This is a genomic window from Mesorhizobium sp. M7A.F.Ce.TU.012.03.2.1 (assembly GCF_004006095.1).
In the GTDB taxonomy this organism is placed as follows: domain Bacteria; phylum Pseudomonadota; class Alphaproteobacteria; order Rhizobiales; family Rhizobiaceae; genus Mesorhizobium.
Map to the genome: position 1 here is coordinate 3,872,692 of NZ_CP034779.1, position 25,090 is coordinate 3,897,781.

The 25,090-nt window shown below is 62.4% G+C and carries 26 protein-coding genes and 1 pseudogene; 17 read left to right on the forward strand and 10 right to left on the reverse strand.

The window, feature by feature from the left end:
* The first annotated feature begins 95 nt into the window (after nucleotides 1-95).
* The 8 genes from EJ079_RS18905 (at nucleotide 96) to EJ079_RS18940 (ending at nucleotide 9,476) form a co-directional block, all read left to right on the forward strand.
* Nucleotides 96-1,211 (forward strand): glycosyltransferase family 9 protein, encoded by a 1,116-nt coding sequence (locus tag EJ079_RS18905; protein ID WP_127809766.1) that lies wholly within the window; start codon nucleotides 96-98, stop codon nucleotides 1,209-1,211.
* 217 nt (nucleotides 1,212-1,428) lie between these two features.
* Entirely contained in the window at nucleotides 1,429-1,653 is a 225-nt protein-coding gene (locus EJ079_RS18910; RefSeq protein WP_127317999.1) for a hypothetical protein, read from the forward strand.
* Nucleotides 1,654-1,696: 43 nt separating this feature from the next.
* Nucleotides 1,697-4,189, forward strand: coding sequence for a DNA ligase D (gene ligD, locus EJ079_RS18915; RefSeq protein WP_127809767.1), 2,493 nt, complete (start codon nucleotides 1,697-1,699; stop codon nucleotides 4,187-4,189).
* Between the two features lie 227 nt (nucleotides 4,190-4,416).
* Nucleotides 4,417-5,322 carry a Ku protein gene (locus tag EJ079_RS18920; protein WP_024501732.1) on the forward strand — a complete coding sequence of 302 codons (906 nt, stop codon included), beginning with the start codon at nucleotides 4,417-4,419 and terminating at the stop codon, nucleotides 5,320-5,322.
* Entirely contained in the window at nucleotides 5,319-6,434 is a 1,116-nt protein-coding gene (locus EJ079_RS18925; RefSeq protein WP_127809768.1) for a tetratricopeptide repeat protein, read from the forward strand. The genes EJ079_RS18920 and EJ079_RS18925 overlap by 4 nt, the downstream gene beginning before the upstream one ends.
* A gap of 233 nt (nucleotides 6,435-6,667) precedes the next feature.
* Entirely contained in the window at nucleotides 6,668-7,312 is a 645-nt protein-coding gene (locus EJ079_RS18930; RefSeq protein ID WP_127809769.1) for an alpha/beta fold hydrolase, read from the forward strand.
* A 4-nt stretch (nucleotides 7,313-7,316) separates the two neighbouring features.
* Nucleotides 7,317-8,087, forward strand: coding sequence for an exodeoxyribonuclease III (locus EJ079_RS18935; RefSeq protein WP_127269168.1), 771 nt, complete (start codon nucleotides 7,317-7,319; stop codon nucleotides 8,085-8,087).
* 192 nt (nucleotides 8,088-8,279) lie between these two features.
* Nucleotides 8,280-9,476: a hypothetical protein gene (locus EJ079_RS18940; protein ID WP_127809770.1), complete on the forward strand. Its 1,197-nt coding sequence runs from the start codon at nucleotides 8,280-8,282 to the stop codon at nucleotides 9,474-9,476.
* Nucleotides 9,477-9,536: 60 nt separating this feature from the next.
* Here EJ079_RS18940 and EJ079_RS18945 read toward each other — a convergent pair whose 3' ends face one another.
* Together EJ079_RS18945 and EJ079_RS18950 are read right to left on the reverse strand one after the other, a co-directional pair.
* Nucleotides 9,537-9,647: a putative RiPP precursor gene (locus EJ079_RS18945; protein ID WP_127396512.1), complete on the reverse strand. Its 111-nt coding sequence runs from the start codon at nucleotides 9,645-9,647 to the stop codon at nucleotides 9,537-9,539.
* A gap of 210 nt (nucleotides 9,648-9,857) precedes the next feature.
* Nucleotides 9,858-9,947: a putative RiPP precursor gene (locus EJ079_RS18950; RefSeq protein WP_127396513.1), complete on the reverse strand. Its 90-nt coding sequence runs from the start codon at nucleotides 9,945-9,947 to the stop codon at nucleotides 9,858-9,860.
* 170 nt (nucleotides 9,948-10,117) lie between these two features.
* Between EJ079_RS18950 and EJ079_RS18955 the strand changes: the two genes are divergently transcribed.
* Together EJ079_RS18955 and EJ079_RS18960 are read left to right on the forward strand one after the other, a co-directional pair.
* Nucleotides 10,118-11,734, forward strand: a complete 1,617-nt coding sequence (locus EJ079_RS18955) for a WD40 repeat domain-containing protein (RefSeq protein WP_127809771.1) — start codon at nucleotides 10,118-10,120, stop codon at nucleotides 11,732-11,734.
* Between the two features lie 42 nt (nucleotides 11,735-11,776).
* On the forward strand, nucleotides 11,777-12,328 hold the full coding sequence (locus EJ079_RS18960; protein ID WP_127809772.1) for an isochorismatase family protein: 552 nt from the start codon (nucleotides 11,777-11,779) through the stop codon (nucleotides 12,326-12,328).
* Nucleotides 12,329-12,629: 301 nt separating this feature from the next.
* Here the strand turns inward: EJ079_RS18960 and EJ079_RS18965 are convergent, their stop codons facing one another.
* The 4 genes from EJ079_RS18965 to EJ079_RS18985 all read right to left on the reverse strand — a co-directional run bounded on the left by EJ079_RS18965 (nucleotide 12,630) and on the right by EJ079_RS18985 (nucleotide 15,280).
* The gene (locus EJ079_RS18965) at nucleotides 12,630-12,842 is read right to left on the reverse strand and encodes a hypothetical protein (RefSeq protein WP_127811366.1); all 213 of its coding nucleotides are present in this window, start codon (nucleotides 12,840-12,842) and stop codon (nucleotides 12,630-12,632) included.
* Nucleotides 12,843-12,919: 77 nt separating this feature from the next.
* Entirely contained in the window at nucleotides 12,920-13,219 is a 300-nt protein-coding gene (locus tag EJ079_RS18970; RefSeq protein WP_127396222.1) for a DUF1236 domain-containing protein, read from the reverse strand.
* Between the two features lie 1,236 nt (nucleotides 13,220-14,455).
* Nucleotides 14,456-14,656 (reverse strand): hypothetical protein, encoded by a 201-nt coding sequence (locus EJ079_RS18980; protein WP_127396224.1) that lies wholly within the window; start codon nucleotides 14,654-14,656, stop codon nucleotides 14,456-14,458.
* Nucleotides 14,657-14,992: 336 nt separating this feature from the next.
* Nucleotides 14,993-15,280 carry a hypothetical protein gene (locus tag EJ079_RS18985; RefSeq protein ID WP_127268526.1) on the reverse strand — a complete coding sequence of 96 codons (288 nt, stop codon included), beginning with the start codon at nucleotides 15,278-15,280 and terminating at the stop codon, nucleotides 14,993-14,995.
* Nucleotides 15,281-15,596: 316 nt separating this feature from the next.
* Between EJ079_RS18985 and EJ079_RS18990 the strand changes: the two genes are divergently transcribed.
* Both EJ079_RS18990 and EJ079_RS18995 read left to right on the forward strand, forming a co-directional pair.
* Nucleotides 15,597-15,815: an exopolysaccharide production repressor protein gene (locus tag EJ079_RS18990; RefSeq protein ID WP_306462370.1), complete on the forward strand. Its 219-nt coding sequence runs from the start codon at nucleotides 15,597-15,599 to the stop codon at nucleotides 15,813-15,815.
* Between the two features lie 569 nt (nucleotides 15,816-16,384).
* The gene (locus tag EJ079_RS18995; RefSeq protein WP_027035237.1) at nucleotides 16,385-16,687 is read left to right on the forward strand and encodes a DUF1236 domain-containing protein; all 303 of its coding nucleotides are present in this window, start codon (nucleotides 16,385-16,387) and stop codon (nucleotides 16,685-16,687) included.
* A gap of 87 nt (nucleotides 16,688-16,774) precedes the next feature.
* Here the strand turns inward: EJ079_RS18995 and yghU are convergent, their stop codons facing one another.
* A complete protein-coding gene (gene yghU, locus EJ079_RS19000) occupies nucleotides 16,775-17,641 on the reverse strand; it encodes a glutathione-dependent disulfide-bond oxidoreductase (protein WP_127809774.1) in 867 nt (288 codons plus the stop codon).
* 198 nt (nucleotides 17,642-17,839) lie between these two features.
* On the opposite strand from yghU, the gene EJ079_RS19005 reads away from it, so the two are divergent.
* A complete protein-coding gene (locus EJ079_RS19005) occupies nucleotides 17,840-18,745 on the forward strand; it encodes a S1C family serine protease (protein ID WP_127809775.1) in 906 nt (301 codons plus the stop codon).
* Between the two features lie 321 nt (nucleotides 18,746-19,066).
* On the opposite strand, the gene EJ079_RS19015 is transcribed toward EJ079_RS19005, so the two are convergent.
* On the reverse strand, nucleotides 19,067-19,681 hold the full coding sequence (locus EJ079_RS19015; protein WP_127809776.1) for a hypothetical protein: 615 nt from the start codon (nucleotides 19,679-19,681) through the stop codon (nucleotides 19,067-19,069).
* Nucleotides 19,682-19,928: 247 nt separating this feature from the next.
* On the opposite strand from EJ079_RS19015, the gene EJ079_RS19020 reads away from it, so the two are divergent.
* A complete protein-coding gene (locus EJ079_RS19020) occupies nucleotides 19,929-20,528 on the forward strand; it encodes a YdeI/OmpD-associated family protein (RefSeq protein WP_127809777.1) in 600 nt (199 codons plus the stop codon).
* A 296-nt stretch (nucleotides 20,529-20,824) separates the two neighbouring features.
* On the opposite strand, the gene EJ079_RS19025 is transcribed toward EJ079_RS19020, so the two are convergent.
* Entirely contained in the window at nucleotides 20,825-21,136 is a 312-nt protein-coding gene (locus tag EJ079_RS19025) for a hypothetical protein (protein WP_127809778.1), read from the reverse strand.
* Between the two features lie 389 nt (nucleotides 21,137-21,525).
* On the opposite strand from EJ079_RS19025, the gene EJ079_RS19030 reads away from it, so the two are divergent.
* Nucleotides 21,526-23,148, forward strand: coding sequence for an ABC-F family ATP-binding cassette domain-containing protein (locus EJ079_RS19030; protein WP_127809779.1), 1,623 nt, complete (start codon nucleotides 21,526-21,528; stop codon nucleotides 23,146-23,148).
* 72 nt (nucleotides 23,149-23,220) lie between these two features.
* Here the strand turns inward: EJ079_RS19030 and EJ079_RS19035 are convergent, their stop codons facing one another.
* Nucleotides 23,221-23,661, reverse strand: coding sequence for a hypothetical protein (locus tag EJ079_RS19035; protein ID WP_127267000.1), 441 nt, complete (start codon nucleotides 23,659-23,661; stop codon nucleotides 23,221-23,223).
* A 256-nt stretch (nucleotides 23,662-23,917) separates the two neighbouring features.
* On the opposite strand from EJ079_RS19035, the gene EJ079_RS19040 reads away from it, so the two are divergent.
* Nucleotides 23,918-24,274, forward strand: coding sequence for a hypothetical protein (locus tag EJ079_RS19040; protein WP_127809780.1), 357 nt, complete (start codon nucleotides 23,918-23,920; stop codon nucleotides 24,272-24,274).
* A gap of 396 nt (nucleotides 24,275-24,670) precedes the next feature.
* Nucleotides 24,671-24,776 (forward strand): annotated as a pseudogene (locus EJ079_RS33940) (ABC transporter permease); the annotation flags it as partial.
* Between the last annotated feature and the right edge of the window lie 314 nt (nucleotides 24,777-25,090).

Sequence of the window (25,090 nt, forward strand, 5' to 3'; positions counted from 1 at the left end):
TCGGTTAACTCTATATCTGAAAGCGCGGCTTGACGTTCAGAAATGAGTGTCCTCGGCAGATTTTTTTAAGTTAGCGTTTTCGGCAGATCATCTCGATGAATGCAAGTTTAGGAGATGGGATTCGTTCCATCCTCATTATCCAAACGAAGTACATTGGAGATGTCGTTCTGACATCTGCTTTGGTTCGCAATCTACGTCTTTCTTATCCACAAGCATCGGTGACCATGCTTTGTGCGCCGGGTCTCAAGGAGTTCATCGTCGCGCAAGGGATCGCCGATGTTGCCGTTGGCTTTGAATCCCGTGGCAGAGGAAGGACTCTGCGCAAGCGTTTGAGCGACTATCGTGGCGTCATCTCTGATTTGCGGCGTCGAAGATTTGATCTTAGCATCGACCTTACCGATTCAAAAACCTCGCGGATCATGCATCGTTTGATCGGCGCTCCACTTCGCGTCGGCTTCGATCCTTCCGAGCATCCGATGAAGTTCTGGGAAATCCAGCTTGCAAACGTTCTCGCCGCGACCTTCGGACATGGCGGACCGCATTATCTCTACAGGAACCTGTCTCCACTCCGCGCCCTTGGGCTGGATTGTGAGGACCCAACACCTCGGCTGCAGCTGACCAGTACTGCCCAGGAAGAGTGTGCCAGGCTTCTTGCGGAAAACGCTTTGGCGAAGAAGTCTTACGTGGCCGTGCATGCCGGCGCGAGGTTCGAAGGCCGTTGTTGGCCGCCGCAACATTTTGCTGCGGTCATCGACGAAGTATACGCCAAAACCGGGCTGCGATCCCTCCTTGTTGGCGGGCCGGATGAAGGGCTTGCCGCGCAAAGGATCCTTGAAGTGGCAGCATCGCCGGTCGCAAGTGTCGTCGGAAAAGCCTCGCTTGAGGTCCTGACGGCATTGTTGGCCGAAGCGTCGATCTTTCTTGGCAATGAGAGCGGCCCGATGCACATCGCGGCCTCTGTCGGAACTCCAGCGGTGGGGCTGTACGGTCTGACGTCGCCAGAGCAATGGGGCCCGTTCGGTGTTCCCAACCGGACGCTCCAGCCGCCCATGCCTTGCCCATGCATCGCTCCAGGTGTGTGTAAAGAAAACAACGCCGGTGGGGTCTATTGCGTCCAGCGGCTCCAGGTTGCCGATGTTGCGGCGGTGACACTCGATCTCATCGGCACGGAAGTTCAAAAATCTGCTCATTCGGGCATGCCGGCCGCGTAGCAGGGCGGCAGCGACGGGCGATTGTTTGGCGGCGCGCTTCACGTCTTGATTCAGGCCGAGGCTCAAACATCTTCAAAAGATTGGCAAATTTGACCGGGCCGCATCCTGCGCTGTCCGCGAAATTGACAGGACGGCGCGTCTCCGCCATCCTTGACCCCAGTCGTCAGGCTGCCGGCAGCGGCCGCGTTGTGTGTCTGGGGCGACCGAGGGCAGTGTCATGTTCAGTCCCGTCACAGGTCAGAATTCCAAGCGCGCCGCGGTGCGCAAGGCGCTCGATCGTCACAAGGTCTACATCACCGCGCAGCGTTTTTCGGCAGGCAGCTACCAGGCCAGGGTTCTGGTCGACGGCGAGGCCTATTGGGTCGACGAATTCCGGCTGAGCCAGCTGCAGCAGGGACTGTCGCCGGCGGAGCTCGAGTTGACGCCGGCTGCTGACGATTGAGCGCGACTGGCTTGTTCCTGGCCTACGTGCTTGGACCTTTGCCATGACCACCCCGCCAAAGCTCCAATCCTACCGCGCGAGGCGTGAATTTTCCAAAACGCCGGAACCGGCAGGCGGCCTCATCACGGACGAAGGCAACCGCTTCGTTGTCCACAAGCACCACGCCACCGCGGACCATTATGATCTGCGCCTACAGGTCGGCGATGTCTTGAAAAGCTGGGCGGTGCCGCGCGGCCCTTCGCTCAATCCGGCCGACAAAAGACTGGCGGTCGAGACCGAGGATCATCCGCTCGAATATATCGACTTCGAAGGTGTCATTCCCGAAGGCGAGTATGGCGGCGGGCCGATGATCGTCTGGGATACCGGCAGCTGGGCGCCGATGGACGATGTCGAAAAGAGTTTGCGCACCGGCGCCTTCAAGTTCCGGCTGGCCGGCGACAAGCTCAATGGCGGCTGGATGCTGACCCGGCTGAAGCCGAAACCCGGGGAAGACGAAAACAAGAAGAACTGGCTGCTGTTCAAGGAGCGCGACCTCGCCGCCGACACCGCGCTTGACATCCTCACGGCCCGGCCGGAAAGCGTCAAATCCGGATTGCGCATCGAGGAGCTGGCGGCGCCGGCGAAGCCAGCCGCCAAACCCGCGCCCAGACAGGGATCGCTGAAGCCCGGCACGCTGCCGGGCGCGTTCAAGGCCCCCATGCTTGCTCGTATCGAGCCGCAACTGGCGACGCATATGCCAAAACCACCGGATGGCGAGGACACAAGGGAAGTCTGGCTGCACGAAATCAAAATCGACGGCTACCGCACCATGGCGCATCTTACTGAGGGCGCGGTCAAGCTGATCACCCGTGGCGGCATCGACTGGACGAAGCGCTATGGCGACCTGCCGCATGCGTTCGCCAAACTGCCGTGCCGCGACGCCATCGTCGACGGCGAGATCGTGGTGCTCGATGCCAAGGGCATCAGCCGCTTCGCGCTGCTGCAGGATGCGCTGGCGCAGGGCGCCGGCAGCAAGCTCCATTTCTACGCCTTCGATCTTCTCCATCTCGACGGCTGGGACCTGACCAAGGCGCCGCTGGTCCGGCGCAAGGCGCTGCTGGCGCAGATGCTGTCGGGCCTCGGCGCCAATTCCGCCATCCAGTTCTCCGACCATGTCGAGGGCTCGGGGCAGGGGCTCTACGACCAGGCGGCGGAACTGGGGCTGGAGGGTGTCGTCTCCAAGCGCGCCACGGCCATCTATCAGAGCGGCCGAAGCAAAAGCTGGACCAAGACCAAGGCGCTGCTGTCGGACGACTTCGTCATCGCAGGCTTCACCATCTCCGATGCGGCCGAAGGGCTGGCGGCGCTCGGCATGGCAGAGTTTGAGGATGGTGAATTCCATTATCGCGGCAAGGTCGGCACCGGTTTCGATGCCGCCACCGCCGGTGAGTTGCTCGGCAGGCTGGAGCCGCTGCGGGAAGGCGCCACGCCGCCCGAGGGCGTCCCGCGCGAAATCATGCGCGAGATGAACTGGGTGCGGCCGCTGCTGTCGGCGCACATCCATTACGCCAACCGCACATCGGACAACGCACTGCGCCACGGCGTCTTCCGCGGTTTGAGGGATGTCGGCCTGTCGACGCCGGTCTCGTCCAAACGCAAGCGGCTGATCGCCGAGGCCGACCTTGCCACCATCTGGGTGACCAATCCGACGCGCCGGCTGTTCGGCAAGACCGGCCCGACCAAGATCGACATCGCCGTCTATTATGCGCTGGTCGGCGATTTCATGCTGCCGCACATCCTCGGTCGGCCGGTGTCGCTGGTGCGCTGCCCGACCGGCCTGCCGAAGGATTGCTTCTTCCAGCGCCACGCCTTCACCGGCATGCCGCCCTCGGTGGTGACATTCGAGGCGACAAATTCCGAGGGCGAGACCAAATCCTATCTCTCGGTCGAAGGCGCGAAAGGGTATCTGGCGCTGGCGCAGTTCGGCGTCGTCGAGTTCCATACCTGGGGCACCCACCGCACCGGCCTCGACAGACCCGACCAGATCGTCCTCGACCTCGATCCGGGCGAGGGGATTTCATGGCGCGAGGTGGTCGAGGCCGCCGTGCACATCAAGGGCGAATTGGAGCGCCTGGGGCTGGTGCCGTTCGCCAAGACCTCCGGCGGCAGCGGCATCCACATCACCGTGCCGGTGACGGGCAAGCAGAACTGGAAGAAACTGCACCAGGCGACCAGCGCCATCGCCACGCATCTGGCGACAACGGCGCCGGACACCTTCACCACCACCATGGGCAAGGACAACCGCAAGAAGCGCATCTTCATCGATTATCATCGCAATGCGCGCGGCCACACCTCCGCAGCCCCTTACTCCTTGCGCGCCCGCACCAATCTGCCGGCCTCGACGCCGGTGAGCTGGAGCGATCTGGAATCCATCGATGCGCCGCAGGATCTGAACTATTCCTCCCTGCCGGGGCTGCTGGCGACGTCGGGTGATCCGTGGGCGGAGATCAACGAGTTCGCGCGGGATTTGCCAGTGTTCGAGGGAACGAGGAAGTAGTCGCGAGATGAGGGCGCAGCCCCGCCAGCGTCTCAATTCCAAGTCCATCGACGCTTCCGACAATTTGAATTATTCTCTCCGCCACGACCTCAAAGACGTACCGGAAGATTTCGTCAGGGATTTGCCCGTATCGTGTGGGGTCGGTGTAGGATTTCCTCGGCGCCAATCGTCCTTCGGACGAAAAGCGCTGCAGCAAATGTCAGTGCATGGCCGCGTAGGAGTGTTTCATGGCGCCCAGGGCAAGTTGGAAAGGTTACCTCAAACTCAGCCTCGTGAGTTGTCCGGTGCGGTTGTATCCCGCCACCAGCGCCAGCGAGCGCATCAGCTTCAACCAGCTGCACAAGAAGACCCACAACCGCATCAACATGAAACCGGTCGACCCCGAATTGGGGCTCGTCGAGCGTGCTGATCTGGTCAAGGGCTACGAATACGAGGACAAGCAGTACATCATCATCGATGATGCCGACCTCGATGCGGTGCGCATCGAATCCAATCACACGATGAACATCGAGGCCTTCGTCGACGAGGACGAGGTCGACGTCATCTATCAGGACGCGCCCTACTACATGGCGCCCGACGGTGCGATGGCGGAAGAGACCTTTGCCGTGCTGCGCGAAGCGATGCGCAAATCCGGCAAGCTGGCGATCGCCCGCCTGGTGCTGTCCAGCCGCGAGCGCGTGGTGACGATCGGCGCGCGCGAGAACGGCATGTTCGTGTGCACCTTGAGGAACCCGAACGAAGTTCGCGGGACGGCTGAATATTTCGGCAACATCCCAGCCGGCAAGCCCGACCCCGAAATGCTGCAGCTCGCCGAAGCGCTGATCAAGCAGAAGGAAACCACCTTCGATCCGAAGAACTATGAGGACCGCTACGAGGCGGCACTCATGACGATGATCCGCGAGAAGCTGAAAGGCCACAAGCCAATCATCGCGGCGGCACCAGAGCGCGGCAATGTCATCAACCTGATGGATGCGCTGAAGGCCAGCCTGTCGCAATCGAAGCCGCCGGCCAAATCGAAGAGCAAGGCCGACGAGGTTGCCAAGCCCGCCGCGAAGAAGGCGGCAGCGGGTGGCGCTGCTGAAAATCCGTTGAAGGCCAATCTGCTGAAGGCGGTCGGCAAGAGCAAGAAATGACGGCGCCGACCGGCGCTGTTTTCGGCACGATAGGCGCGCTGGCGGCTTTTCCGCTCAGGCTGGCTGCGCGGGAAGTGGAACGCCAGCACGGCCAGCTGCGGCGCGGTATCACCAGGCGCACCACGCATGTCGTCTTCGGCCGGACACTTCTCGCCAGGGCAGGCCTCGTCAAAAACGGCGATGCCGGGATCGAGCGCAGTGTCGCCGCCGAGCGCGCGGCCGGTCGAACGCTGATCAGCGAGAACGGATTCCTGCGCCTTCTCGGACTGATGAAGACACCGGAGGCGTCTTCACTGTCGCGGCAATCGCTGATCGATCAGTCGCGGCTATCAGGCTCCGACCTCGATTTTTTGTCGCTGTTCGATGCGTTCGAGCATGACACAGAACCTTATTCGTTCCGCGACCTGATCCTGGCGCGCAAATATGCCGGGCTCATCGCCGGCGGCGCGACATGGGGGGCGATCGCGCGCTCCGTCCACCGCTCCGGCCCGGTGGCGTCGCTGACCGCCAAGTCGCTCAATGTCGGCTCGCAGCATGGGCGCGCCGACGCGATCTATCTCGAAGGCGGCCAGAGCGAACTCGATGGGCAGTTGCTGTTCGATCTCGGAACAGCCGGGGCAGAGGGTGACGACACGCTGGAGGAGCTGTTCGCCGAGGCGGAAGCGGCGGAGGAGCAGGGCGACCATGATGGGGCCGCCGCGCTCTACCAGCGTTGCCTGGCCATCGATCCGAGCGATGCGATTGCCGCCTTCAACCGCGCCAACTGCCTGCGCGCCGGCGGCCACGCGGTGGACGCCGCGCATGACTATATCAATGCGATAAAACTCGACCCAGCCTTCGTCGAGGCGTGGTTCAACCTGGCCGGACTGATGAGCGAGCAAGGTCGCGAAGCCTCGGCGCGAAGGCACCTGCAGAAGGCGATCGCGCTCGACAAGACCTATGCCGATCCGGTGTTCAACCTTGCGAGGTTGGAGTTCGACGCGGGCAATCTGCCGGAGGCGCGGCAGCTGTGGGTGCGCTATCTCGAACTCGACGCGGATTCGGAATGGGCGCGGGTTGCAGCCAAGGGAGTGCAGTTCGTGGATCTGCAGCTGGCGCGGACGGCGGGGTGAGCATGATTGGCGAAGGCCGCGATGACAGCCAATCTCCCCCCTTGCGGGGGAGATGCCCGGCAGGACAGAGGGGGGGCGCTGTCCCGCCAACAGATCGGCCAATTTTGGGGCGTGTTCCCGCACGCAAGCCGGACCGAAGACTGGCATTCCTTCACGCCCCCCTCTGCCCTGCCCGGCATCTCCCCCACGAGGGGGGAGATCAGCAGCGTCGCCGTCGCGCCGGACATCACACCATGACCACCTTCCTCTTCGACGGTCCCGACACCGCTGCCATCACCATCCTGCTCGCCCATGGCGCCGGCGCGTCGATGGATTCGCCTTCAATGACCGCCACCGCCAAGGCGCTGGCCGCGGCAGGCTTACAGGTCGCACGCTTTGAATTCCACTACATGGCTGCCCGCCGCTACGGCCACCGCAAGCCACCGCCGAGGGCCGAGACGTTGAACCCGGAATATATCAAGGCGATAGCCGACCTCAGGGCAAAGGGCGTGACGGGACCGCTGATCATCGGCGGCAAGTCGATGGGCGGGCGCGTCGCCTCCATGGTCGCGGACGAGATGTTTGCCAAGGGCGAGATTTCAGGGCTGGTTTGCCTCGGCTATCCCTTCCATCCGCCGGCCAAGCCCGAGCAATTGCGCACCAAACACCTTGCCGATCTGAAGACGCCGACGCTGATCTTCCAGGGTACCCGCGACGAGTTCGGCACCAGGGACGAGGTTGCGACTTATGACCTTTCCGATCGCATCGAGGTCATCTGGCTGGAGGACGGCGACCACGATCTCAAGCCTCGCAAGAGCATCTCGGGATTTTCGGCGGCCGACCATCTGAAGACGCTGGCCGAGACGGTCAAGGCGTGGTCGGGTCGGATCGCTTCCTGAAGCGATGAAGATCGCCTCCTTCAACATCAACAACATCAACAGCCGGCTTGAAAACCTGCTGGGATGGCTGGCTGTGGCAAAGCCCGATGTCGCCTGCCTGCAGGAGCTGAAGGCGCGCGACATGCAGTTTCCACGCTCGGCATTGGCGGCGGCCGGCTATGGCGCGGTGTGGAAGGGCGAGCCGACGTGGAACGGTGTTGCCATCCTGGCACGGGGCGCCGAGCCAGTGCTGACCCGCGATGCCTTGCCCGGCGATGATGCCGACAGGCAGAGCCGTTATATCGAGGCGGCGGTGAACGGCATCATCGTCGCTTGTCTCTATGCGCCGAACGGCAATCCTCAGCCCGGCCCGAAATTCGCCTACAAGCTCGCCTGGCACGCACGGCTGGAGGTGCATGCCGAACAGTTGCTCGACACCGGCCTGCCGGTGGTGCTGGCCGGCGACTACAACATCGTGCCCGAGCCGCGCGATATCTACGCCACCCGCTCCTATGACGACAACGCGCTGGTGCAGCCGGAAAGCCGGGCGTCGTTCCAGCGCCTGCTCGATCAGGGTTGGCTTGATGCCCTGCGCAAGAAGCATCCGAAGGAAACGCTTTACACATTCTGGGACTATCGCCGCAACCGCTGGCCGCGCGATGCCGGCCTCCGGCTCGATCACATCCTGCTGTCGAAGAAACTGGCACGCCGCCTGACCGCCGCCGGCATCGACCGCGACGTGCGCGGCGAGGACGGCGCCAGCGACCATGCGCCGGTGTGGGTGGAATTGAAGTAGGCGACTGCTTTCATTGCGTCGCGCTTGAACGGGTCCCTGCAACGCGCTTAAAGTCTTTTGTCTCGATGCATGTTGCTGTCCCAATCCGGGTTCGCTTTTGGCCGACATGCAATAACCTGTCGGCAAAGTACTCCAACGCAGCCGGATCGCCCGTGAACGCAACCCCCCACGAGATTTGTGAATCGAGGCTCCATGCCTGACTTGGGCGCCGTCGAGATACTGGCCGCCGCCATTGTCGTGCTTGCGGCTGCTGTCATGTCCTGGCTGCTGTGGCGGAAGCGCAGCCGCCGCAAGGGACGGCGGCAGACCAATCCGGCTGCCGACTATGCCGTCCGTACCGAATGGAACGCCGGCGGGGGTATGCTCAATTACTCATCCTTCGTCTATTTCGATGTCGATCGCGACGGCAAATACGGCGCCGGAGACCGGCCGATGGCCGGGATCATGGTGCGGCTGTATGACGAGGCGGGCAAGCTCGCCGCATCCGCGCGCACCAACAATGCCGGCTTTGCCAATTTTCCCATGTCGGTGAAAAGCAGAAAGGCCGTGATCCGCAAGCCGGGCAACTGGCGCTTTGTGGTTTCGGTACCGCCCGGCTGGCAGGCGAAAAGCGAAAATGACATTCAGTCCCGACACTTCATGCCGCTGCCGGGTTCGCCGGCCGGGATGGTATCGCAGGAGATGCTGCTGCCGGTCGGTCTGGCACCGCCGCGCCGCGTCAGCGGGCGCGTTGCCGGCGATGGACCAGCGACCCTCTCCATGTCGGGGAACGGGCACGTCCTGGAGACGCGGGCACTGGCGCCGGGTGCCGTCTTCAGCTTCGACCTGGCTGAAGAAGCCGACACGGCCAGCGTCAGCGGCGGCGGCTTGGAGCGGCGGCTGACGCTGTCGCCCTACTCGGCGGATCTCGGCCTGCTGTCGCCGCAACGCGCCGGCATCGACACTGATGCCGCCCTCGAAACGATCGATTTCGACGATGTGACGTCGCGCCCCTTCAGGAAAATTCCGGCCGGTCATGCCGGATTGACGTGGCGCAACCTGAATGCGATGGCCCGCGACTACACCAAGGACAGCCAGGGCTATGTCAATGGCAATGTCTCCGGTGACTATGTGCTCTACACCAGCAGCGGGCTGCCGGCCGAATTCAGCCGCGAACGGCCGTTCGGCTTTCACTCGGTCATGCTGAGCGCCGCCTGGCTGGCGTCGGAAGGGGAGGTGGCGCTGATCGAAAGCTGGCTTGGCGAGCAGCTGATTTCAAGCGATCAGATCACGCTGTCGGCGCTCACGCCGCTGCACTACGCCCCGATGCTCAAGGCTGTAACGCGTGTTCGCCTGTCGACGAAACACTATTGGCAAATGGTCGTGGACGATTTGGTCTTGACGCGCTGAGATTGGGCACGCCAAAGCGGAGCGAAATTTCGCCCCGCTTCAATCAGGTTACGTTTACGGTCAGGTTGGTGCGGCGCCGTTTGAAATAATAATAGAGGGGCCGTTTGACGCTGTGACCGCCGACAGACGGCCTTTTTTCAAGAACGATGGCTTCACATAAATCTTCTTCATTTTCAGACTCTCCTAAAATCCCAGCGTGATGATGCCATACTGCGGCCATCTGTCAACCATGCGAGCTGAAAGCAACAAACCTGCAATAAATCCAACAATGAGCGACAAGGGGCCAGGGCCCCTATTCTTTGTTTCGCGCTATTCCGAAAACCATTGCACCTGGAGTTTGCTTCTCCAGCAGCTAGCGCGATCCGCCAAAGATGCGCCGGATTAAAGCGTGGCGCTGGTCGGGCCGTTTGCCGTGACGGCTGAAAGCTTCCCCTTCTTGACGAAGGTCGGCTTCGCATAAGTCTTCTTCATCGTGATCTCTCCTCCCTGCGCGATGATGGCAGATACGCAAGATGTGTCAACCAAGCCGGGCGTCCACACGGGCTCTTGGCGACACGAGCTTGCGGCTGATAGTCTCGACGTCGACATGCGGCGGGCAACCGTCACATGGTGAGGGCCGCAACAACGCCCGAGGGGTTTCAATGAACAAGGGTGCCGACAGATTGCTCGCGCTTGCCCTGGTCGTTGTCGCCGTAGGCTGCCTGGCGCGGATCTATTGGCCGGCAATCGGCGAGGCTTTCCTCTGGCGCGGCTTTTCAGGCCCGCCGATGGACCCAGCCTCGTTACGGCTGGCGGGGTTCCTGGTGGCGGCGTTCGCCTGCCTGCTTGGTGCAGGGCTGTTTTGGGCCGGCCTCTTGCCGGACCGGTCGGGCCAAGCAGCGGGCGCGCCGCTGTTTGGTCGCGCGGCGGAGATGCAGGATGCTGGCAGGCCCGGCCTGCGCAGAGTCTTTCTCGTCCTGCCATTGGTCGTGGTCGCCGCACTGGCCGCCGACCGGTTCGGCCCTTGGCATGAGGGCGGCGACATAGCCAGCGAGCCCGTCGAACCGAAGGCCGACGAACCCAACCCTGGCGAGCCGAAGGCCAACGAACCCAAGGGGCATGATGTCGCCAGCGCGCCGCCGGCCTCAGAGCCGGCAGCCCCACCGCCTGCACCAGCAGAAGTTGCTTCGCCGCCGGAGGCCGCCAATCCGCCTGCGGCACCGGTCCCACTGACGCCGCCGGCGCTGGTGCAACCGACCCCGCCAACGCTAGTGCCGCCGACCGCGCCCGCGCCTCCGGCGCCCCCGGAGGTCGCGGTCATTCCGCCGCCCATCGTGGCGCCATTGCCGCCGGCTCCGCCGCCGCTACCGACGCAGCCCGAGGGCCACCGCGATTCGGTCGTCTGGCTGGCGGTGGCGCCCGACGGGCACTCGATCATGAGCGCCAGCACCGATCACACGATCAAGCTGTGGGACATCGCCGCCAAGCAGCTGATCCGCACTCTCGGCGTGCACAAGGATATGGCCCGCACGGCGCTGTTCATGCCCGACGGCGTCAGCGCGCTGACGGCCGGCGACGACGGCGAGATCGTGCAGCGCAAACTTTCCGACGGCGCGGTGCTGCATGTCTTCTCCTCGGGCGGCAATGGCGGCGTCAGAAAGCTGGCGATCAGCCCGGACGGCAAACATGCCATCAGCGGGCACGACACGGGCAATGTCATCGTCTGGGATCTCAAGAAGGGCGCTGTGCTGCACGCCATGAGCGGGAACGGCTGGTCGGTCAGCGCCGTCGCCGTCGCGCCCGATGGCAGCCAAGCCCTCAGCGGCAGCATAGACGGCACACTGAAACTTTGGGACATCGAAAGCGGCAAGCAATTACGAAGTTGGCACGGGCATGAGCGAGGCACATATGGCGCCGCGTTCACCGCCGACGGGCATCATCTGGTCACCGGCAGTGGCGATTACACGATCAAGCTCTGGGATCTAGACAGCGGCCGCGAAGCGCGCCGCTTTGAAGGCCACGAAGGCACTGTCTACGCATTGGCGCTGTCGGCCGACGGCCAGCGCCTGGTCTCCGGCTCGCTCGACGGCACGGCGCGGCTGTGGGACATGGACACCGGCAACCAAATCGCGATGTTCGATAGCCGGACCGGCCCGATCTACGCGGTGGCCTTCACCGCCGATGGCACGGTGCTGACCGGCGGCAACGACCGCGCCATCAGGGATTGGCCGGCCACCGGCGGCGAGGGCGTCGTGCTGTTTGCCGGCGCGCCGGAATGAGCGAAATCTTGATCACCTTGTCCGCCGTGCTATGTAAAACCCATGTCAGAAGCCAGCCTCCCAGACAACGCGCCGCTCATTGTCATCGGTCTCCAGACCGGCATGTTCGACGGTGTGCACGAGCCGCCGATCCATGATGCGCCAGATATTGTCGAGCGCACCAAGGCGGTGATCGATTGGGCGCGGCGCGGCGGGCGCAAGGTCGCTTTTATCAGGCATGACGGACCCGATGGCGATCCGTTGGCACCGGATGAGCCGGGCTGGCCGGTTTGGCCCGCGCTCGGCCAGGCGGCGGACGAGCCGACCTTTGCCAAATCGGTGCGCGATGCATTCAGCAATCCCGCCTTCGGTGACTGGGTGGCCGGGCAAGGTGCGGGTGCTGTCGTGCTCTTGGGCGCACAGACCGATTTTTGCGTGGCCGCGACGGTCAAGGGCGCGATCGCCAGAGGGCTCGGCGTGACCGTGGTGTCCGATGCGCACAGCACGCTGGACAATGCCAGCGAGAGTGCCGAACAGGTCATCACAAGGCACAATGGCGAATTCGCGGAGGCCGGTGTCAATCTGGTGACCACAAAGGCGCTTGTCGGCGGCTGAAGCCCGACCGTCGCCGCAGGCCGCATCAGGCAGGCCGGCTTGAGGAGTTCGCGAGGGAAGACAGCGCTGGGCGGCTGCCGTGGTCGACGCGGACGGGGGGGCGCATTGTTGGGATGGCTCGGGCGCCCGCGTCAACCAGGGCGGCTCGTACCGCCGCATTAGCAACATTGCACATCGCAGGTCGCTCGAAACTTCCGCGAAAGCGGAATAGGCCGGAGCAAAAGTGCGGATTCGGCTGAGACTTTCGGCGCGCTTTCCCGGGACGGGGAATCAAAAAGTCTGCTGGTTGTCGGCATGCCCCTCAAGGCGTCCGTCGCTCCTGCACCGGATCGGCGAGGAACGACGCCGCAATCAGGTCGTCGGCATCGATCCGGCCATGACGATCTTCCATGATGGCCGCGACCTTTTGAAAGGTTTTCATTTCGGCATCCGTTACCCGCGCATCGCGCATTCTGGCTTGGAGATCGGCCAGGCGAACGCCCAAAGCAGGGGATCTCACAGCTTTGCTTGTCATCTTCACTCGTCCTGATTGGAACCTGACATGTGCGACCCGCCGCCGTGGCTGGCGGCGGGTTTGGGACCGTTCGAAATTCAGTCGTAGACCTTGATGATCTTGCGGGTGCCCGGATCCACCAGGACGGTGCGGTTGTCGACGACCACGTAGCGGTATTGGACATCGGGGATCTCATGAAGCTCGACCGTTTCCGGCAACGCGCTACCAATATTCAGTTCCACACCGGGAACCTTGACCGAAGCGAGGGGCTGCTTCTTCACATACTCGCGGATGACCGTGTCCTGTTCAGGCTGAATGACAACGTCCTGAGCGGCAACGGCGCCGACTCCGGCCAACAGCAATAGCGCCGCAGCGGTGCCCGTTAGGTGCATTTTCATACTGTTTCTCCTTGCGAGTCAGCATGACAAGATCGTCCAACGCTGACGAGCAACTGAACTTGAGCCAAATGAAAATGTTCCTCCGCTGGGGCTTCGGTCGGATGAGAAGTGCGACTTAAGTCCGGTCCGCGAGCGCATTAGTCTTACCGACGGGAACGGCTCTCTGTTCACGACTGTTTGTCTCCCGGATTCGGAGAAACAGATGGACAAAAGTGTTTGCCAAGCGCGCTGGTTGCTCGCACCGATTTTCGCGACGGCCGTCACCTTTCTGGGGATGGGAATAGTCCTTGGCTGACATGTCGTCGATCGGCGCAGCAACGTCCCTTCCTGCGCTGATAGGATTCGCAAGCCGCTTCGGCGGCTGGCGAATCCTCTATCTTCACCACGCGCGGGCCTGCTCATTCGGCAAGCGAGCGCTTCGTTCAGCTTATGCAACATTGGGAGGTTTACTATGGATCGGCGATCCTTCTTGACAGCAATGTTTGGCATTGCCGGGGCAGCAGCCCTTGCAGGGGCAATTCGCCCGACCGAAGCAGTGGCCGGTGTTCCAGGCGCCGGAAACGGCATTCTCGATGAAATAGAGGCGTCACAAACAGAGGCCTTCGACGACGGTACACATGCGGAGGTGCAGCCGGTCGACCATCGACGCTGGGATCGGGACTGGGATCGGGACCCGGATCGGGACTGGGATCGGGGCTGGCGCCGGCGCCGGCACGGGCGGCGATGGAGACGGGTCTGCCGTAGTTATTGGCGGCATGGTCGCCGTCGCGTCCGGTGCTATCGCAGACGCGGGCCCTCGGTCATCCTTCGGTTTTAGCAGCTAGCCAGCACGTCTTAGCGGCTTGACCAGCGCGATCGGCTCGGCGTCCGCATTTTTCCGGCGGTTGCCGAGCAGAATGCCGTTTGCCGAGGCTGGAGCTCCACATGGCGAGGCGGCGCGAAGGTGAATCCGCGCCAGACAGAAGCGAAGACGTCAAGATGACGGTGCACCGACGCATGCCATCCGTTGGCGAGAAATGGCCCGGCAGCCAGGTGCAAAGGGAGGCACGCCGGGCCAGCCGACTTCTGGCGGTCGCCGGCCATCCTTATATTCTATACGTCTAATATTAATGCAAGCGGCGCCAAAAGCCTCCGGTGGACAATACATCGCCCGAAGCCGTCCGCTCCACTGGACGAAGCCTGGAGGACCCGCGCGGCCGCAATCTCGCCATCGCTCGGCAATTGGTTCGGGCTCGTTCAGTTTGCCGCTTTGCTATCGTGTGTCGATCGAGCGGGCGGCGAAGGCAGGGCACGTTGATCCGCAGGCTGCTCGCTGAAGTAGAGCGAACTGCCGAGAACAACGAAGACGATGCCCACCGCCATCAATCCAACCATGAGCACGGCGATCGCCGTGCCTGGACCATGGCCTGTCTTGACGATGGTGGATCGGTGGGGCATCGCGCCGTTCTCCAGATATGGCACACCAGGGGTGCCGAACCTTCGCGACAAACGACAAGCGCGGCCCGATGTTCCCTTGGCGGAGCTTCAATCGGTCAGGTCGGGCTTTTGCTATTTCCTGTAGGACCAAGGTCTTATCTGTTGTGCGCAAAAGTCCAAGGGGCCTTGTTCAGTTCCGATAATGTCCCTTGGATGTTCCGCTATTTTAGGTAAATCTCATATAAAGCTTAGGGGGAAAACTTAGCCAGCCAAGCACATTTTCCCGCGAAACGGGCATGGAAAATGTGGCTTTGGCAAGTTCAACAACAGGCAGTCATGTCTCGGGCGACGAATGGCTCACGTCTCGTCGAATGGGCCCTCGCGGTTCTGATCGCGCGTGATCGCGGCTTCTTCCTCATCATCGGGAAGGGCGTCGTCGCTGTCCTGGTACGCGTTATCGTCGTCCTCGTCGGGCAGATCGCCGTCTTTTTCGATGCCGTAACGCATGTCGCCGTTTTCCGGCACGGACTCTGGCAGGATCTCGCCGCCCTTGATTGCATCCCAATCCTGCTGCTCGATGGTCGGCCCGTCCGCCTGCGGTGCGTCATCTTCGATATCGGCGTCTGGTTTGTTGCGCGGTGCCATGTTGGGCTCCTTTCCTTGAAAACTGCAGGCGAAACTCGGGGTGCCGGCGTTTGTTCCCGTGCTTGAACTGCAGGCGTGCTTCTGGATTGCCGACAGCTGGCAGCCCCCGCCAGCACCCGCCGCCGTCCCCGGATCGCCACGCTTGCCAAGTCGCCGCGCAATGGAGAGCGCAGTGGAGATGGGCCGCTTACTTGCGAAGTTGCTAAAATAATGAAATGTTGTCTGCGGGAAATGGGAATGAGGCAGGGACTGATCGGAACCGCCGCGGTTTCGACGGTTTTGGGAAACCATGTATTTTGGACAGTTTCTCGTAGGAATGTCAGCCACGGCCATCATCGTCGCGGTCTGGACCTATATGGTTACCGGCTCTTTCTGGGAGGCATTTGCCTGGACGATAGCGACGCTGCTTGTCCTGCAGGTCGGCTACTTCGTGCTCATCGTGAGGCTGATCTTCAGGGGCTCGCATGATATCGCGCCGAGCCAGGATCCGGTAGACGCCTTCCCGCCATTGCGTCGCGACGGTGTCCGGCTTTAAGACCGGGTAGCCAGGATCACTCGCGCGTGTGCGCCCGGGCAATTCGGGGAACCTCGCCACCAGCGCGACCACGGTGTTTGGTCACTGAGACAGCGTCCGAGCATATCCCTGCCGGAGATTTCGGCGCAGCGTTATCGTGGGAACATGACGCATGCGCGACCTCCTTCGCATGGAGCTCAGGCCGTCAGGTGGAACAAGTGATGATGCTTCGCGTTCTCTAGCGGTACCGGTGAGGTTGCCACCTCCATCGGAACTGCCATGGCTCGCTCTGCTCCCGGCGGGGCGAGCCTTTTTCGTGCTCCCATTGTCCAGACGCGAGGCTGATTTGACGCGGCGACGACAGGTGCTTCGCCAATCCGGCTACAGCAGGAATTTTTCGTCTTCTAATGTCCGTACACATTTGTGCAAGTTTTCAAGCATTTCCGCGCTGTCTGCCGCATGTCTGATCAGCAACAAATTAATATCCGAGCCGAAAACGTAACATCTTCAATTCTGAAGTTCGATGGAACCGCATGGCAGCGGTGGAGTTTTTATGGAGGGCGGAATTCAATTGTCACTAGGAGACGGTCATGAAACTTTATCTTACAAGCGCGGCGGCCGCAGTCGTCCTGATGGGCGGCATTGGTGCGGCGCTGGCGGAGAGCGTCGTCGTCGTCCAGCCGGAGCAGGAGACGGTCGTTCGCGAATACATCAAGAGGGAACCGCTTGCCTCGGTGAACCTTCTGGGGGTCGAACTCAAGCTCGGCTCCTCGGTGCCGGACACTGTCGAATTGCGTGAGGTGCCCGACGTCAAATATCGCGTCGCCGTGATCAATGACCAGACGGTCCTCGTCGATCCGGAGACCCGCCAGATCGTTGAAGTGCTGCACTAAGGGAGTTCCCGCAGCACTGGACCTTGGCGAAAACCCGCCCCGACGTCGCGTCGGTGGCGGGTTTCCTTTGCCGCGACCCGCTATGGCCTATTCGGCGGCCAGTCTATCCTGTGTCTTGGTCTCGAAATCGCTGGCGTCGTGGCGCTCATGCAATTGCATGGCAGGCTCGCCGAAAGCGCGGTTGACCATGCGGCCGCGCTTGACCGCCGGTCGTGCGTCGATCGCCTTGGCCCAGCGTTGCACATGTGTGTATTCCTGCACGGACAGGAACTCGGCGGAATCATTGTACATGCGGCCGAGCGCCAGCCCGCCATACCAGGGCCACACCGCCATATCGGCGATGGAATAGTCCTTGCCGCCGAGATATTCGGTCTCGGCCAGCCGGCGGTCGAGCACATCCATCTGGCGTTTCACCTCCATCGAGAAGCGGTCGATGGCATATTCGAACTTTTCCGGCGCATACGCATAAAAGTGACCGAAGCCGCCGCCCAGATACGGCGCCGAGCCCATCTGCCAGAACAGCCAGGACAGCACCTCGGCGCGGGCCGGCTGTTCGGTCGGCAGGAATTCGCCGAACTTTTCGGCGAGATAGACTAGGATCGAACCGGATTCGAAGATGCGCACCGGTGTGGTGCCACCGCGGTCCATCAGGGCCGGAATCTTGGAGTTGGGATTGACCTCGACGAAGCCGCTGCCGAACTGGTCGCCATCGTTGATCCGGATCAGCCAGGCATCGTATTCGGCGCCCTTGTGGCCGCGCGCCAGAAGCTCTTCCAGCATGACGGTGACCTTGACGCCGTTCGGCGTCGCCAGCGAATAGAGCTGCAACGGATGCTTGCCGACGGGCAGTTCCTTGTCATGCGTCGGTCCGGCGATCGGCCGGTTGATGCTGGCAAAGGCTCCGCCGCTCGGCTTGTTCCAGGTCCATACTTTCGGCGGGGTGTATTCGGTCATCTCGGGGGCCTCGTGTCGTGGGGAAGGATGGCAGGTCGCCATAAACTAGGGCTGCGGATGTGTAAGTTCAACTTGCGTTGAACTATTATCGATGCCCGCAGGGCCAACATCGGCAATTGGGCTCTTCCTTGCCCTTGCGCCTTCTCCGGCGTGGCATACCTATAGAAGATGTCGCCAAAGCCCATCCAGGACAAAAGCATGACCATCAATCCCAATCCGCGCTCGGTCGTTGCCGTGCGGGCTACTGTTCCCGAAGATGCCTTTACAGCCGGGGCGCTCGGCACGCTCAGGGAAGGCAGCGGCGTCGTCATTCGCAATGACGGGCTGGTGTTGACCATCGGCTATCTCATCACCGAAGCGGAAGAGGTCTGGCTGACCAGCCATGACGGCCGCGTCATCCCCGCGCACGCGCTCGCCTATGACCAGGAATCGGGCTTTGGCCTGGTGCAGGCGCTGGCGCCGCTCGGCCTGCCGGCCGTGGCGCTGGGCGATGCCGGCAAGGCCAGGATCGGCGACGCCGTCGTGCTGGCCGACGGCATCGGCCAGTCGGTGCAGGCCAAGATCGTCACCAAGCAGGAATTCGCCGGCTATTGGGAATATCTGCTCGACGAGGCGATCTTCATTGCGCCGGCGCATCCGTCCTGGGGCGGTGCCGGGCTGTTCGGCGCCGACGGCTCGCTGCTCGGCATCGGCTCGCTGCGCCTACAGATGAGCCGCAACGGCGAGGTGGCCGACATCAACATGGTGGTGCCGATCGATCTGTTGCCGCCCATTCTCGACGACCTCCTGACGCGCGGCCAGGTGGCCAAGCCGCCGCGCCCGTGGCTCGGCGCCCTGTCGGCCGAAAGCGACGGCAGGGTGGTGGTGATGAGCGTGACCGAGGGCGGCCCGGCGGCCAAGGCCGGCCTGCGTCAGGGCGACATCATCTCCGACATCCGCGACGGCGCGGTCGACGGGCTGGCCGATTTCTATCGCAAGCTGTGGGAAAGCGGCTCGGCGGGGGCCGAGATTCCGATGCGGGTGCTGCGCGACGGCCGCGAAACCTGGCTGCGCGTCAAATCGGCCGACCGCGGCAGCTTTCTGAAAAAGCCGCAACTGCAGTAGGCGCGTCGATGGCGTCGGCGACGGGCAGCCGCTCGGCCATCGCGGCCAGGGCCTCGTCGGGATTGCCAAGCGCCTCACGCGCCGCAGCCGGTTCTCGCCGCGCCCGGCTATGATCACCCTGGCCCCGGCTTCACTGCAGCGTCGGGCCAGCGCCAGACCCATGCCGGAGCCGCCGCCGACGATCAGGATTTTCTGATTTGAAATGCTCATTCGCTCTGCCTTTGCTTGGATGGAGAAGGGCAGGGAATTGGCAGTTCGGTACGGCAAGTGAAAACGGAAGAAACCGATAGCGCTATCGGAAGCGCCGATGATGCAAAGCGATCAGTTGCCGCAAGCGGTGAAGGCAGCGCCCGGGTTCCAGTCCTTGAAAGCGATGGCCTGGCCTTCGACGGAGACGGTCTTGTGCTTGGTGCTGCCGTCCGGCTGCTTTTCGCTGCTGGTGCCTTTGCCGGTCAGCACATTGTACTCGCAGGCGCTTTCGGCATTCTCCTTCAAATAGTCATCATGGTTATAGGCGAAGCCGGCGACGATGAAGGCACCGTTGCGCCAGGCGATGGTCAGCGTCATGTCGGTCCGTTCGCTGCCGACCGGCATCGCTGGCAGGTAGAATTTGATCGAGCCGTTGGGCAGCATCGTCAGTTCCGGCTCGGTGTCGGAGTTCTCGTAGCCCGGCCGGTCGTAGCCGTTCCATTCCCCGTGGACCTGCTCGTGCACGATCTCGACAGGCTTGAGGTAATTGTGCTCCTTGTCCCTGAGGAAGAAGTGGACGTCCATCGGCTGGCCGGGCTCGGTCTCCACCACCATGGCAAGATCGACGGCGCCATCGCCGTTGAAGTCGCCAGTCACAGCCGTGACGATTTTCCGGGTTTCGATCGGCTCCGCAAGGGCGAGGCTCGGCAACAGCAAAGATAGAAAAGCGAGCAGCAGAGATTTCATGGTGGCATATTCCCCCAGACTGACACCTTGCGGTCCTATAGCATGGCGGTGGAATATCGCGCGCCCTCTCTTCTCCCCGACGAAGTCGCGCGGCGATGCTTTCTTCGCTTTGTGGTACGCAACTGACGAAAACTGACAGCGATCTGTGCCACATGCCGGGCGATGACGATGGGCGCAATGCGGGCAATACGACAGTGGGAGCAGGAACTATGGTGGCGCGAGCGGCACTGAACAAACAGGCCGGCTAATGGCGCCGGTCAAGGTCGATCCCGACAAGGTGCACGAGTTTCCGGATGCGGGCAGCTTCTACGCGTGGCTCGGCAAGCACCACGCCACGGAAACCGAAGTGTGGATCAAGGTTCACAAGGTGGGGTCGGGACTGAAGTCGATCACGCCGAAGGAAGCCATCGACGTGGTGCTGTGCTTCGGCTGGATCGACGCGGTGCGCAAGGGGCTGGACGACAAGAGTTTCCTGCAGCGCTACACGCCGCGCAGCCGGAAGAGCATCTGGAGCCTGATCAACATCGACAATGTCGCGCGGCTGGTCGAGGAGGGCCGCATGACCGAGCATGGGCTCAAACAGGTCGAGGCGGCCAAGGCGGACGGGCGCTGGGCGCGCGCCTATGGCAGCGGCAAGCAGATGAAAATCCCCGACGACCTGCAAGCAGCCATAGACGCCGAACCCGCCGCGAAGGCGATGCTTGAAAAACTCAGTGCGCAGAACCGTTTCGCGCTCGCCTTCCGCACCCACAACATGAAGACCGAGGCCGGGCGCAAGAAGAAGATCGAGACGTTCGTAGCAATGCTGAAGCGCGGCGAGGCGATCCATCCGCAAGGCAGGAAGTAAGCCGCTCAGGCTCTTTCTGCGGCGAGGGGTATGCGTTGCGCATGCGGCCCGCCACCCGATCCCTGGGCAGATTGCGATCGGCACTCAGCGTCGCATGAAGTGCTTCAGTATCTGAATTGTTATAAGCATCTGTTTTTGTGCGGATTTGACAGGTGTCTGTCGCGCATTTCCTCCGGCATTGCGTAGTTAAGAAAAAAGCCGCCCTCGCTTTGCGAGTGGCGGCCTTTTCCCGGGAGGAAGTCAGGAAGGAGGGCAATCAAGCAGCCTTGGCGTGCTTGATGGTTCAAAGGCAGATACTATTGGTTCAAGTCGACCGGCGTCACGCCAAGGAGTTTCAGGGCGTTGGCGTAGGTCCTGATGCCTTGGGCCTGCTTGCGCTCGGCACAAAACCGGTTCGCCTTGTCCTGGAGCGCGGTTGCCTCGGCGATCTGGCTCGCACTGGCACCGGGTTTGGCTTTGGTCTGGATGGCTCCGTCGAGTTGAAGACCGAGCTGGCTGCAGTATTCGCTCCGGGTGACCGCTGCTTCCGCCCCCGACTGTGCGACCGCCAGCATGGCGAGCGAAATGCCTGTCAGGGCACCGGTCCATCCGGTCGAACGTCGTTGCATGTTTTGGACCATTTCTTCGCGTTGTGCAGCAGCCCGCTTGACCGCCGCGAGGGTGGTTATGACAGGCGATGTTTTCGCGAGTTTTTCCCGGATGTTGTTTCTTGTTTCTGGAGTGTGTCTGGGTGGGGTTGTCCCTTCTCCCCCTGGGGGAGAAGGTGGCCTCGCGAAGCGAGGTCGGATGAGGGGTGTTCCAGGGAACACCAACGTCTCATTCCGCTGGAACACCCCTCATCCGTCTCGGCGCTGACGCGCCGATCCACCTTCCCCCACAAGGGGGGAAGGCAAGGGCGTTCCGCTGTCTGCGGCGCTTGCGCCTCTTTCTTTGCGGCCATCCTTCGCGTAAGGCGCCGGGCAAATCCTTTCACGCAAGCATATAGCCCGGACACCGCATGATCAGACTTGAAAGCATCAGCAAGCAGAACGGCCGTCAGCTTGTCTTCATCGAAGCGTCGGCCTCCCTGCAGAAGGGCGAGAAGGTCGGCCTCGTCGGGCCGAACGGCGCCGGCAAGACGACGCTGTTTCGCATGATCACCGGGCAGGAGCAGCCCGACGAAGGCCAGGTGCAGGTCGATCGCGGCGTCACCATCGGCTATTTCAGCCAGGATGTCGGCGACATGGAAGGCCACAGCGCTGTCGCCGAGGTGATGAACGGCGCCGGGCCGGTCAGCGAAGTCGCGGCCGAAATGGCAGCCCTCGAGGCGGCCATGGCCGATCCCGACCAGGCCGACCAGATGGACGAAATCATCGAAAAATATGGCGAGGCGCAGCACCACTTCGAGGAACTCGACGGTTATGCGCTGGACGGCCGCGCCCGCGAAGTGCTCGACGGTCTCGGCTTTTCGCAGGAGATGATGGACGGCGATGTCGGAAAGCTCTCCGGCGGCTGGAAGATGCGCGTGGCGCTGGCCCGCATCCTGCTGATGCGGCCCGACGCCATGCTGCTCGATGAGCCAAGCAACCATCTCGACCTGGAGAGCCTGATCTGGCTGGAATCCTTCCTGAAAAACTATGACGGCGCGCTGCTGATGACCTCGCACGATCGCGAGTTCATGAACCGCATCGTCAACAAGGTGGTCGAGATCGACGCCGGTTCGCTGACCGCCTATTCCGGAAACTACGAATTCTACCAGCAGCAGCGGGCGATCGCCGACAAGCAGCAGCAGGCGCAGTTCGAGCGCCAGCAGGCGATGCTGGCCAAGGAGATCGCCTTCATCGAGCGCTTCAAGGCGCGCGCCTCGCATGCCGCACAGGTGCAGAGCCGGGTGAAGAAGCTGGACAAGATCGACCGCGTCGAGCCGCCGAAGCGCCGCCAGACCGTGTCCTTCGATTTCCTGCCGGCGCCGCGCTGCGGCGAGGATGTCGTGACGCTGAAGAACGTCCACAAGGGCTATGGCAGCCGCTCCATCTATGAGGGGCTCGACTTCCAGGTCCGCCGCCGCGAGCGCTGGTGCATCATGGGCGTCAATGGCGCCGGCAAATCGACGCTTCTGAAGCTGGTCGCCGGCGCTTCCGAGCCGGACACCGGCACGGTCGCGCGCGGGCCAAGCGTCAAAATGGGTTATTTCGCCCAGCACGCGATGGAGGTGCTGGAAGGCGAGCGCACTGTGTTCCAGACGCTGGAGGACGCGTTTCCGCAGGCCGGCCAGGCGCCGCTGCGGGCCCTTGCCGGCTGCTTCGGTTTTTCCGGCGACGAGATCGAGAAGAAATGCCGCGTGCTGTCAGGCGGTGAGAAGGCGCGGCTGGTGATGGCGCTGATGCTGTTCGACCCGCCCAACCTTCTGGTGCTGGACGAGCCGACCAACCACCTCGACATCGCCACCAAGGAGATGCTGATCACGGCGCTTTCGCAATACGAGGGCACCATGCTGTTCGTCTCGCACGACCGGCATTTCCTCGCAGCGCTTTCCAACCGCGTGCTGGAACTGACGCCCGAGGGTATCCACACCTATGGCGGCGGCTATACGGAATATGTCGAGCGCACCGGCCAGGAGGCGCCGGGGCTCAGGAGCTAGGTAAATGATAAGGGCGGCGTCGGCTCGAAGCCGGCACCGCCCTTTGAATATGGTCCGGCTGGAATGACGGCCTTACTCGAACGAGATGGCCATGCCGCTGAGGTCGGCGTTGACCTGCAGGCCGACTTGCTTGCCCGTGAGTTCGAGTTGGGCGCCCTTGTCATTGGTCATGATGATCACCTGGGCTCCCTTGCCGATCGTGCCGCCGCCGCCGGCTGCTCCGTAGACCCCGGTCACGTCGCGGGCGCGGCGGATATGGCGAACCGTGCCGCGGAAATATGTCTTGGACACGCCGAAAGCCAGGCCTCCGGACACGGCGCCGATCGAGATCGGGTAGCTCTTGCCATGGAAGGTGAAGGTGCCCTTGCCGCCGGAGCCGCCGACGAAAAACGCCGCCTTGTAGACGGCGAAGCGGATCGTGCCGCTATCGGCATGCGCGGCGCTGGCAAAGCCGATGCTCGCGGTGGCGATGGCGGCAACCGCGATGGAACGAAATCCGGATGAAATCTTCATGGTGAGAACTCCTCAATGTGCCGCTTTGCCGGCCGGGATGTCAGCGTGGGATCAAAGTTACAACTGAACAGTCTCGCCCGTGATTTGGTTCCAGGCCCCGTAATTTGGTTCCAGCCATGGGTTCGAATCCGGCTGCGGGAAGGCCGGGGAGAGGGCGAGGGGTTGCGGAGGGTGGGGAGGCGCCTGGCCGCAGCTATCGCCTTGTGGGATGAAGAGGTCTATGCAGGCCCTGCACAAGGATTAGGAGAGGCTTCGGATGAGAATCGCAATCTGCCTCGCATTGACCGCGGCAGTGGCTGGATGCGCGACATCCCCGGTCGACTATCAGGCGTCGCTTTCGCAGCAGGACCAGAAATGGGCTTCGCCGGCATGCCAGCAGGCCCGCCGGGCGGCTTCGGATTACCAGGCCCGCGAGAAGGAGCATCCGGGGTGGGGTTTCGGCGTCCTGCTTGGTCCATACTCGATGGGGCTCGTCGCAGCCATCAAGGAGCATGAGCAGAAGCAACGAAAGCTGTTCGCCCGCGAGGTGCACCTGCAATGCTCAAGCCTGCCGCTGCCGAAGGAACTGCAGGGCGATTTGAACCCTGCCGTACCGCCGACGAAGTATCCATAGCCTTGGCGGCGCCTTCCGGGCAAAAGGCGCCGGGGCTGCGGCGCGAGTGATGGAAGCCGCCGTTGGCGCGCACCAGCCCCGAGGCCGTTGAAGCGCGGCTGCAAAGCATCGGCGACGACCGAAGCTCCAACGTCTCGCGCAGCAACTGGCCAAGAACGATAGTCTCTCCGTCAAGAGCAACCTGCGCTACGTCGACAGGATCGTCAAAGGCATCGAGAGTGACTTCACCAAGGTTGATGGAGACATCCTGGTCAAGAATGACCAAGGCCGGCACCGGCTTGGCGATTTCTCGATCTCGTTCAAGGGCCAGGCAATGCTGACCTCTAAGGATACATTCGAAGCATTCGCGGGCTGAGTCCCCTCGCGGCGCCCGTCACCTCGGCAGGGAATCTCCCGGTGCTGAGGCCCTTGCAAGTGCCCGAGGGGGGCAAGGCGGATCTTGTTCGGGCGGATCGTGCTGTTCGTGACGGCGGCGTATTTGCGGATTGTGGAGGAGAGGTAGGGGGGATTTGGTGTATGGCTGCTTTGGGGCCGTGAGCCGACTGTCCGCTATTTGCATCGCCTCCCGACAAGCTGCCGTTCTCTGCAGCTTGACCGGCAGTATAAAAACGTGCGTTTCAGGTCGACACTGCTACGGGCAGACAAGAGCTGCCCAACACCACCGCAGGCTCGCGCTTCTTAATTGCTATCGCGACAAGCTAATTTAGATATATAAGATATATCTTCCATCTTCTCCCTCACATAGTTGCAGTTGCACAACATTCTTAGCGTTTTGGTAGCTCCCTGCACTATAGATGGATTGCCGCGCGACAGTAA

Excerpts from the sequence above, each read along its gene's own strand:
- EJ079_RS18910 (WP_127317999.1), top strand. The coding sequence starts at position 1,429 with ATGTTCAGTCCCGTCACAGGTCAGAATTCCAAGCGCGCCGCGGTGCGC.
- ligD (WP_127809767.1), top strand. The coding sequence starts at position 1,697 with ATGACCACCCCGCCAAAGCTCCAATCCTACCGCGCGAGGCGTGAATTT.
- EJ079_RS19040 (WP_127809780.1), top strand. The coding sequence starts at position 23,918 with ATGAGAATCGCAATCTGCCTCGCATTGACCGCGGCAGTGGCTGGATGC.
- EJ079_RS18985 (WP_127268526.1), bottom strand. The coding sequence starts at position 15,280 with ATGGCACCGCGCAACAAACCAGACGCCGATATCGAAGATGACGCACCG.
- EJ079_RS19025 (WP_127809778.1), bottom strand. The coding sequence starts at position 21,136 with ATGCAACGACGTTCGACCGGATGGACCGGTGCCCTGACAGGCATTTCG.
- EJ079_RS18925 (WP_127809768.1), top strand. The coding sequence starts at position 5,319 with ATGACGGCGCCGACCGGCGCTGTTTTCGGCACGATAGGCGCGCTGGCG.
- EJ079_RS18940 (WP_127809770.1), top strand. The coding sequence starts at position 8,280 with ATGCCTGACTTGGGCGCCGTCGAGATACTGGCCGCCGCCATTGTCGTG.
- EJ079_RS18935 (WP_127269168.1), top strand. The coding sequence starts at position 7,317 with ATGAAGATCGCCTCCTTCAACATCAACAACATCAACAGCCGGCTTGAA.
- EJ079_RS19020 (WP_127809777.1), top strand. The coding sequence starts at position 19,929 with ATGGCGCCGGTCAAGGTCGATCCCGACAAGGTGCACGAGTTTCCGGAT.
- EJ079_RS18980 (WP_127396224.1), bottom strand. The coding sequence starts at position 14,656 with ATGCCCCACCGATCCACCATCGTCAAGACAGGCCATGGTCCAGGCACG.
- EJ079_RS18905 (WP_127809766.1), top strand. The coding sequence starts at position 96 with ATGAATGCAAGTTTAGGAGATGGGATTCGTTCCATCCTCATTATCCAA.
- EJ079_RS19030 (WP_127809779.1), top strand. The coding sequence starts at position 21,526 with ATGATCAGACTTGAAAGCATCAGCAAGCAGAACGGCCGTCAGCTTGTC.
- EJ079_RS18970 (WP_127396222.1), bottom strand. The coding sequence starts at position 13,219 with ATGAAAATGCACCTAACGGGCACCGCTGCGGCGCTATTGCTGTTGGCC.
- EJ079_RS19035 (WP_127267000.1), bottom strand. The coding sequence starts at position 23,661 with ATGAAGATTTCATCCGGATTTCGTTCCATCGCGGTTGCCGCCATCGCC.
- EJ079_RS18955 (WP_127809771.1), top strand. The coding sequence starts at position 10,118 with ATGAACAAGGGTGCCGACAGATTGCTCGCGCTTGCCCTGGTCGTTGTC.
- EJ079_RS19005 (WP_127809775.1), top strand. The coding sequence starts at position 17,840 with ATGACCATCAATCCCAATCCGCGCTCGGTCGTTGCCGTGCGGGCTACT.
- EJ079_RS18965 (WP_127811366.1), bottom strand. The coding sequence starts at position 12,842 with ATGACAAGCAAAGCTGTGAGATCCCCTGCTTTGGGCGTTCGCCTGGCC.
- yghU (WP_127809774.1), bottom strand. The coding sequence starts at position 17,641 with ATGACCGAATACACCCCGCCGAAAGTATGGACCTGGAACAAGCCGAGC.
- EJ079_RS18960 (WP_127809772.1), top strand. The coding sequence starts at position 11,777 with ATGTCAGAAGCCAGCCTCCCAGACAACGCGCCGCTCATTGTCATCGGT.
- EJ079_RS18945 (WP_127396512.1), bottom strand. The coding sequence starts at position 9,647 with ATGAAGAAGATTTATGTGAAGCCATCGTTCTTGAAAAAAGGCCGTCTG.
- EJ079_RS19015 (WP_127809776.1), bottom strand. The coding sequence starts at position 19,681 with ATGAAATCTCTGCTGCTCGCTTTTCTATCTTTGCTGTTGCCGAGCCTC.
- EJ079_RS18995 (WP_027035237.1), top strand. The coding sequence starts at position 16,385 with ATGAAACTTTATCTTACAAGCGCGGCGGCCGCAGTCGTCCTGATGGGC.
- EJ079_RS18950 (WP_127396513.1), bottom strand. The coding sequence starts at position 9,947 with ATGAAGAAGACTTATGCGAAGCCGACCTTCGTCAAGAAGGGGAAGCTT.
- EJ079_RS18930 (WP_127809769.1), top strand. The coding sequence starts at position 6,668 with ATGACCACCTTCCTCTTCGACGGTCCCGACACCGCTGCCATCACCATC.
- EJ079_RS18920 (WP_024501732.1), top strand. The coding sequence starts at position 4,417 with ATGGCGCCCAGGGCAAGTTGGAAAGGTTACCTCAAACTCAGCCTCGTG.
- EJ079_RS18990 (WP_306462370.1), top strand. The coding sequence starts at position 15,597 with ATGTCAGCCACGGCCATCATCGTCGCGGTCTGGACCTATATGGTTACC.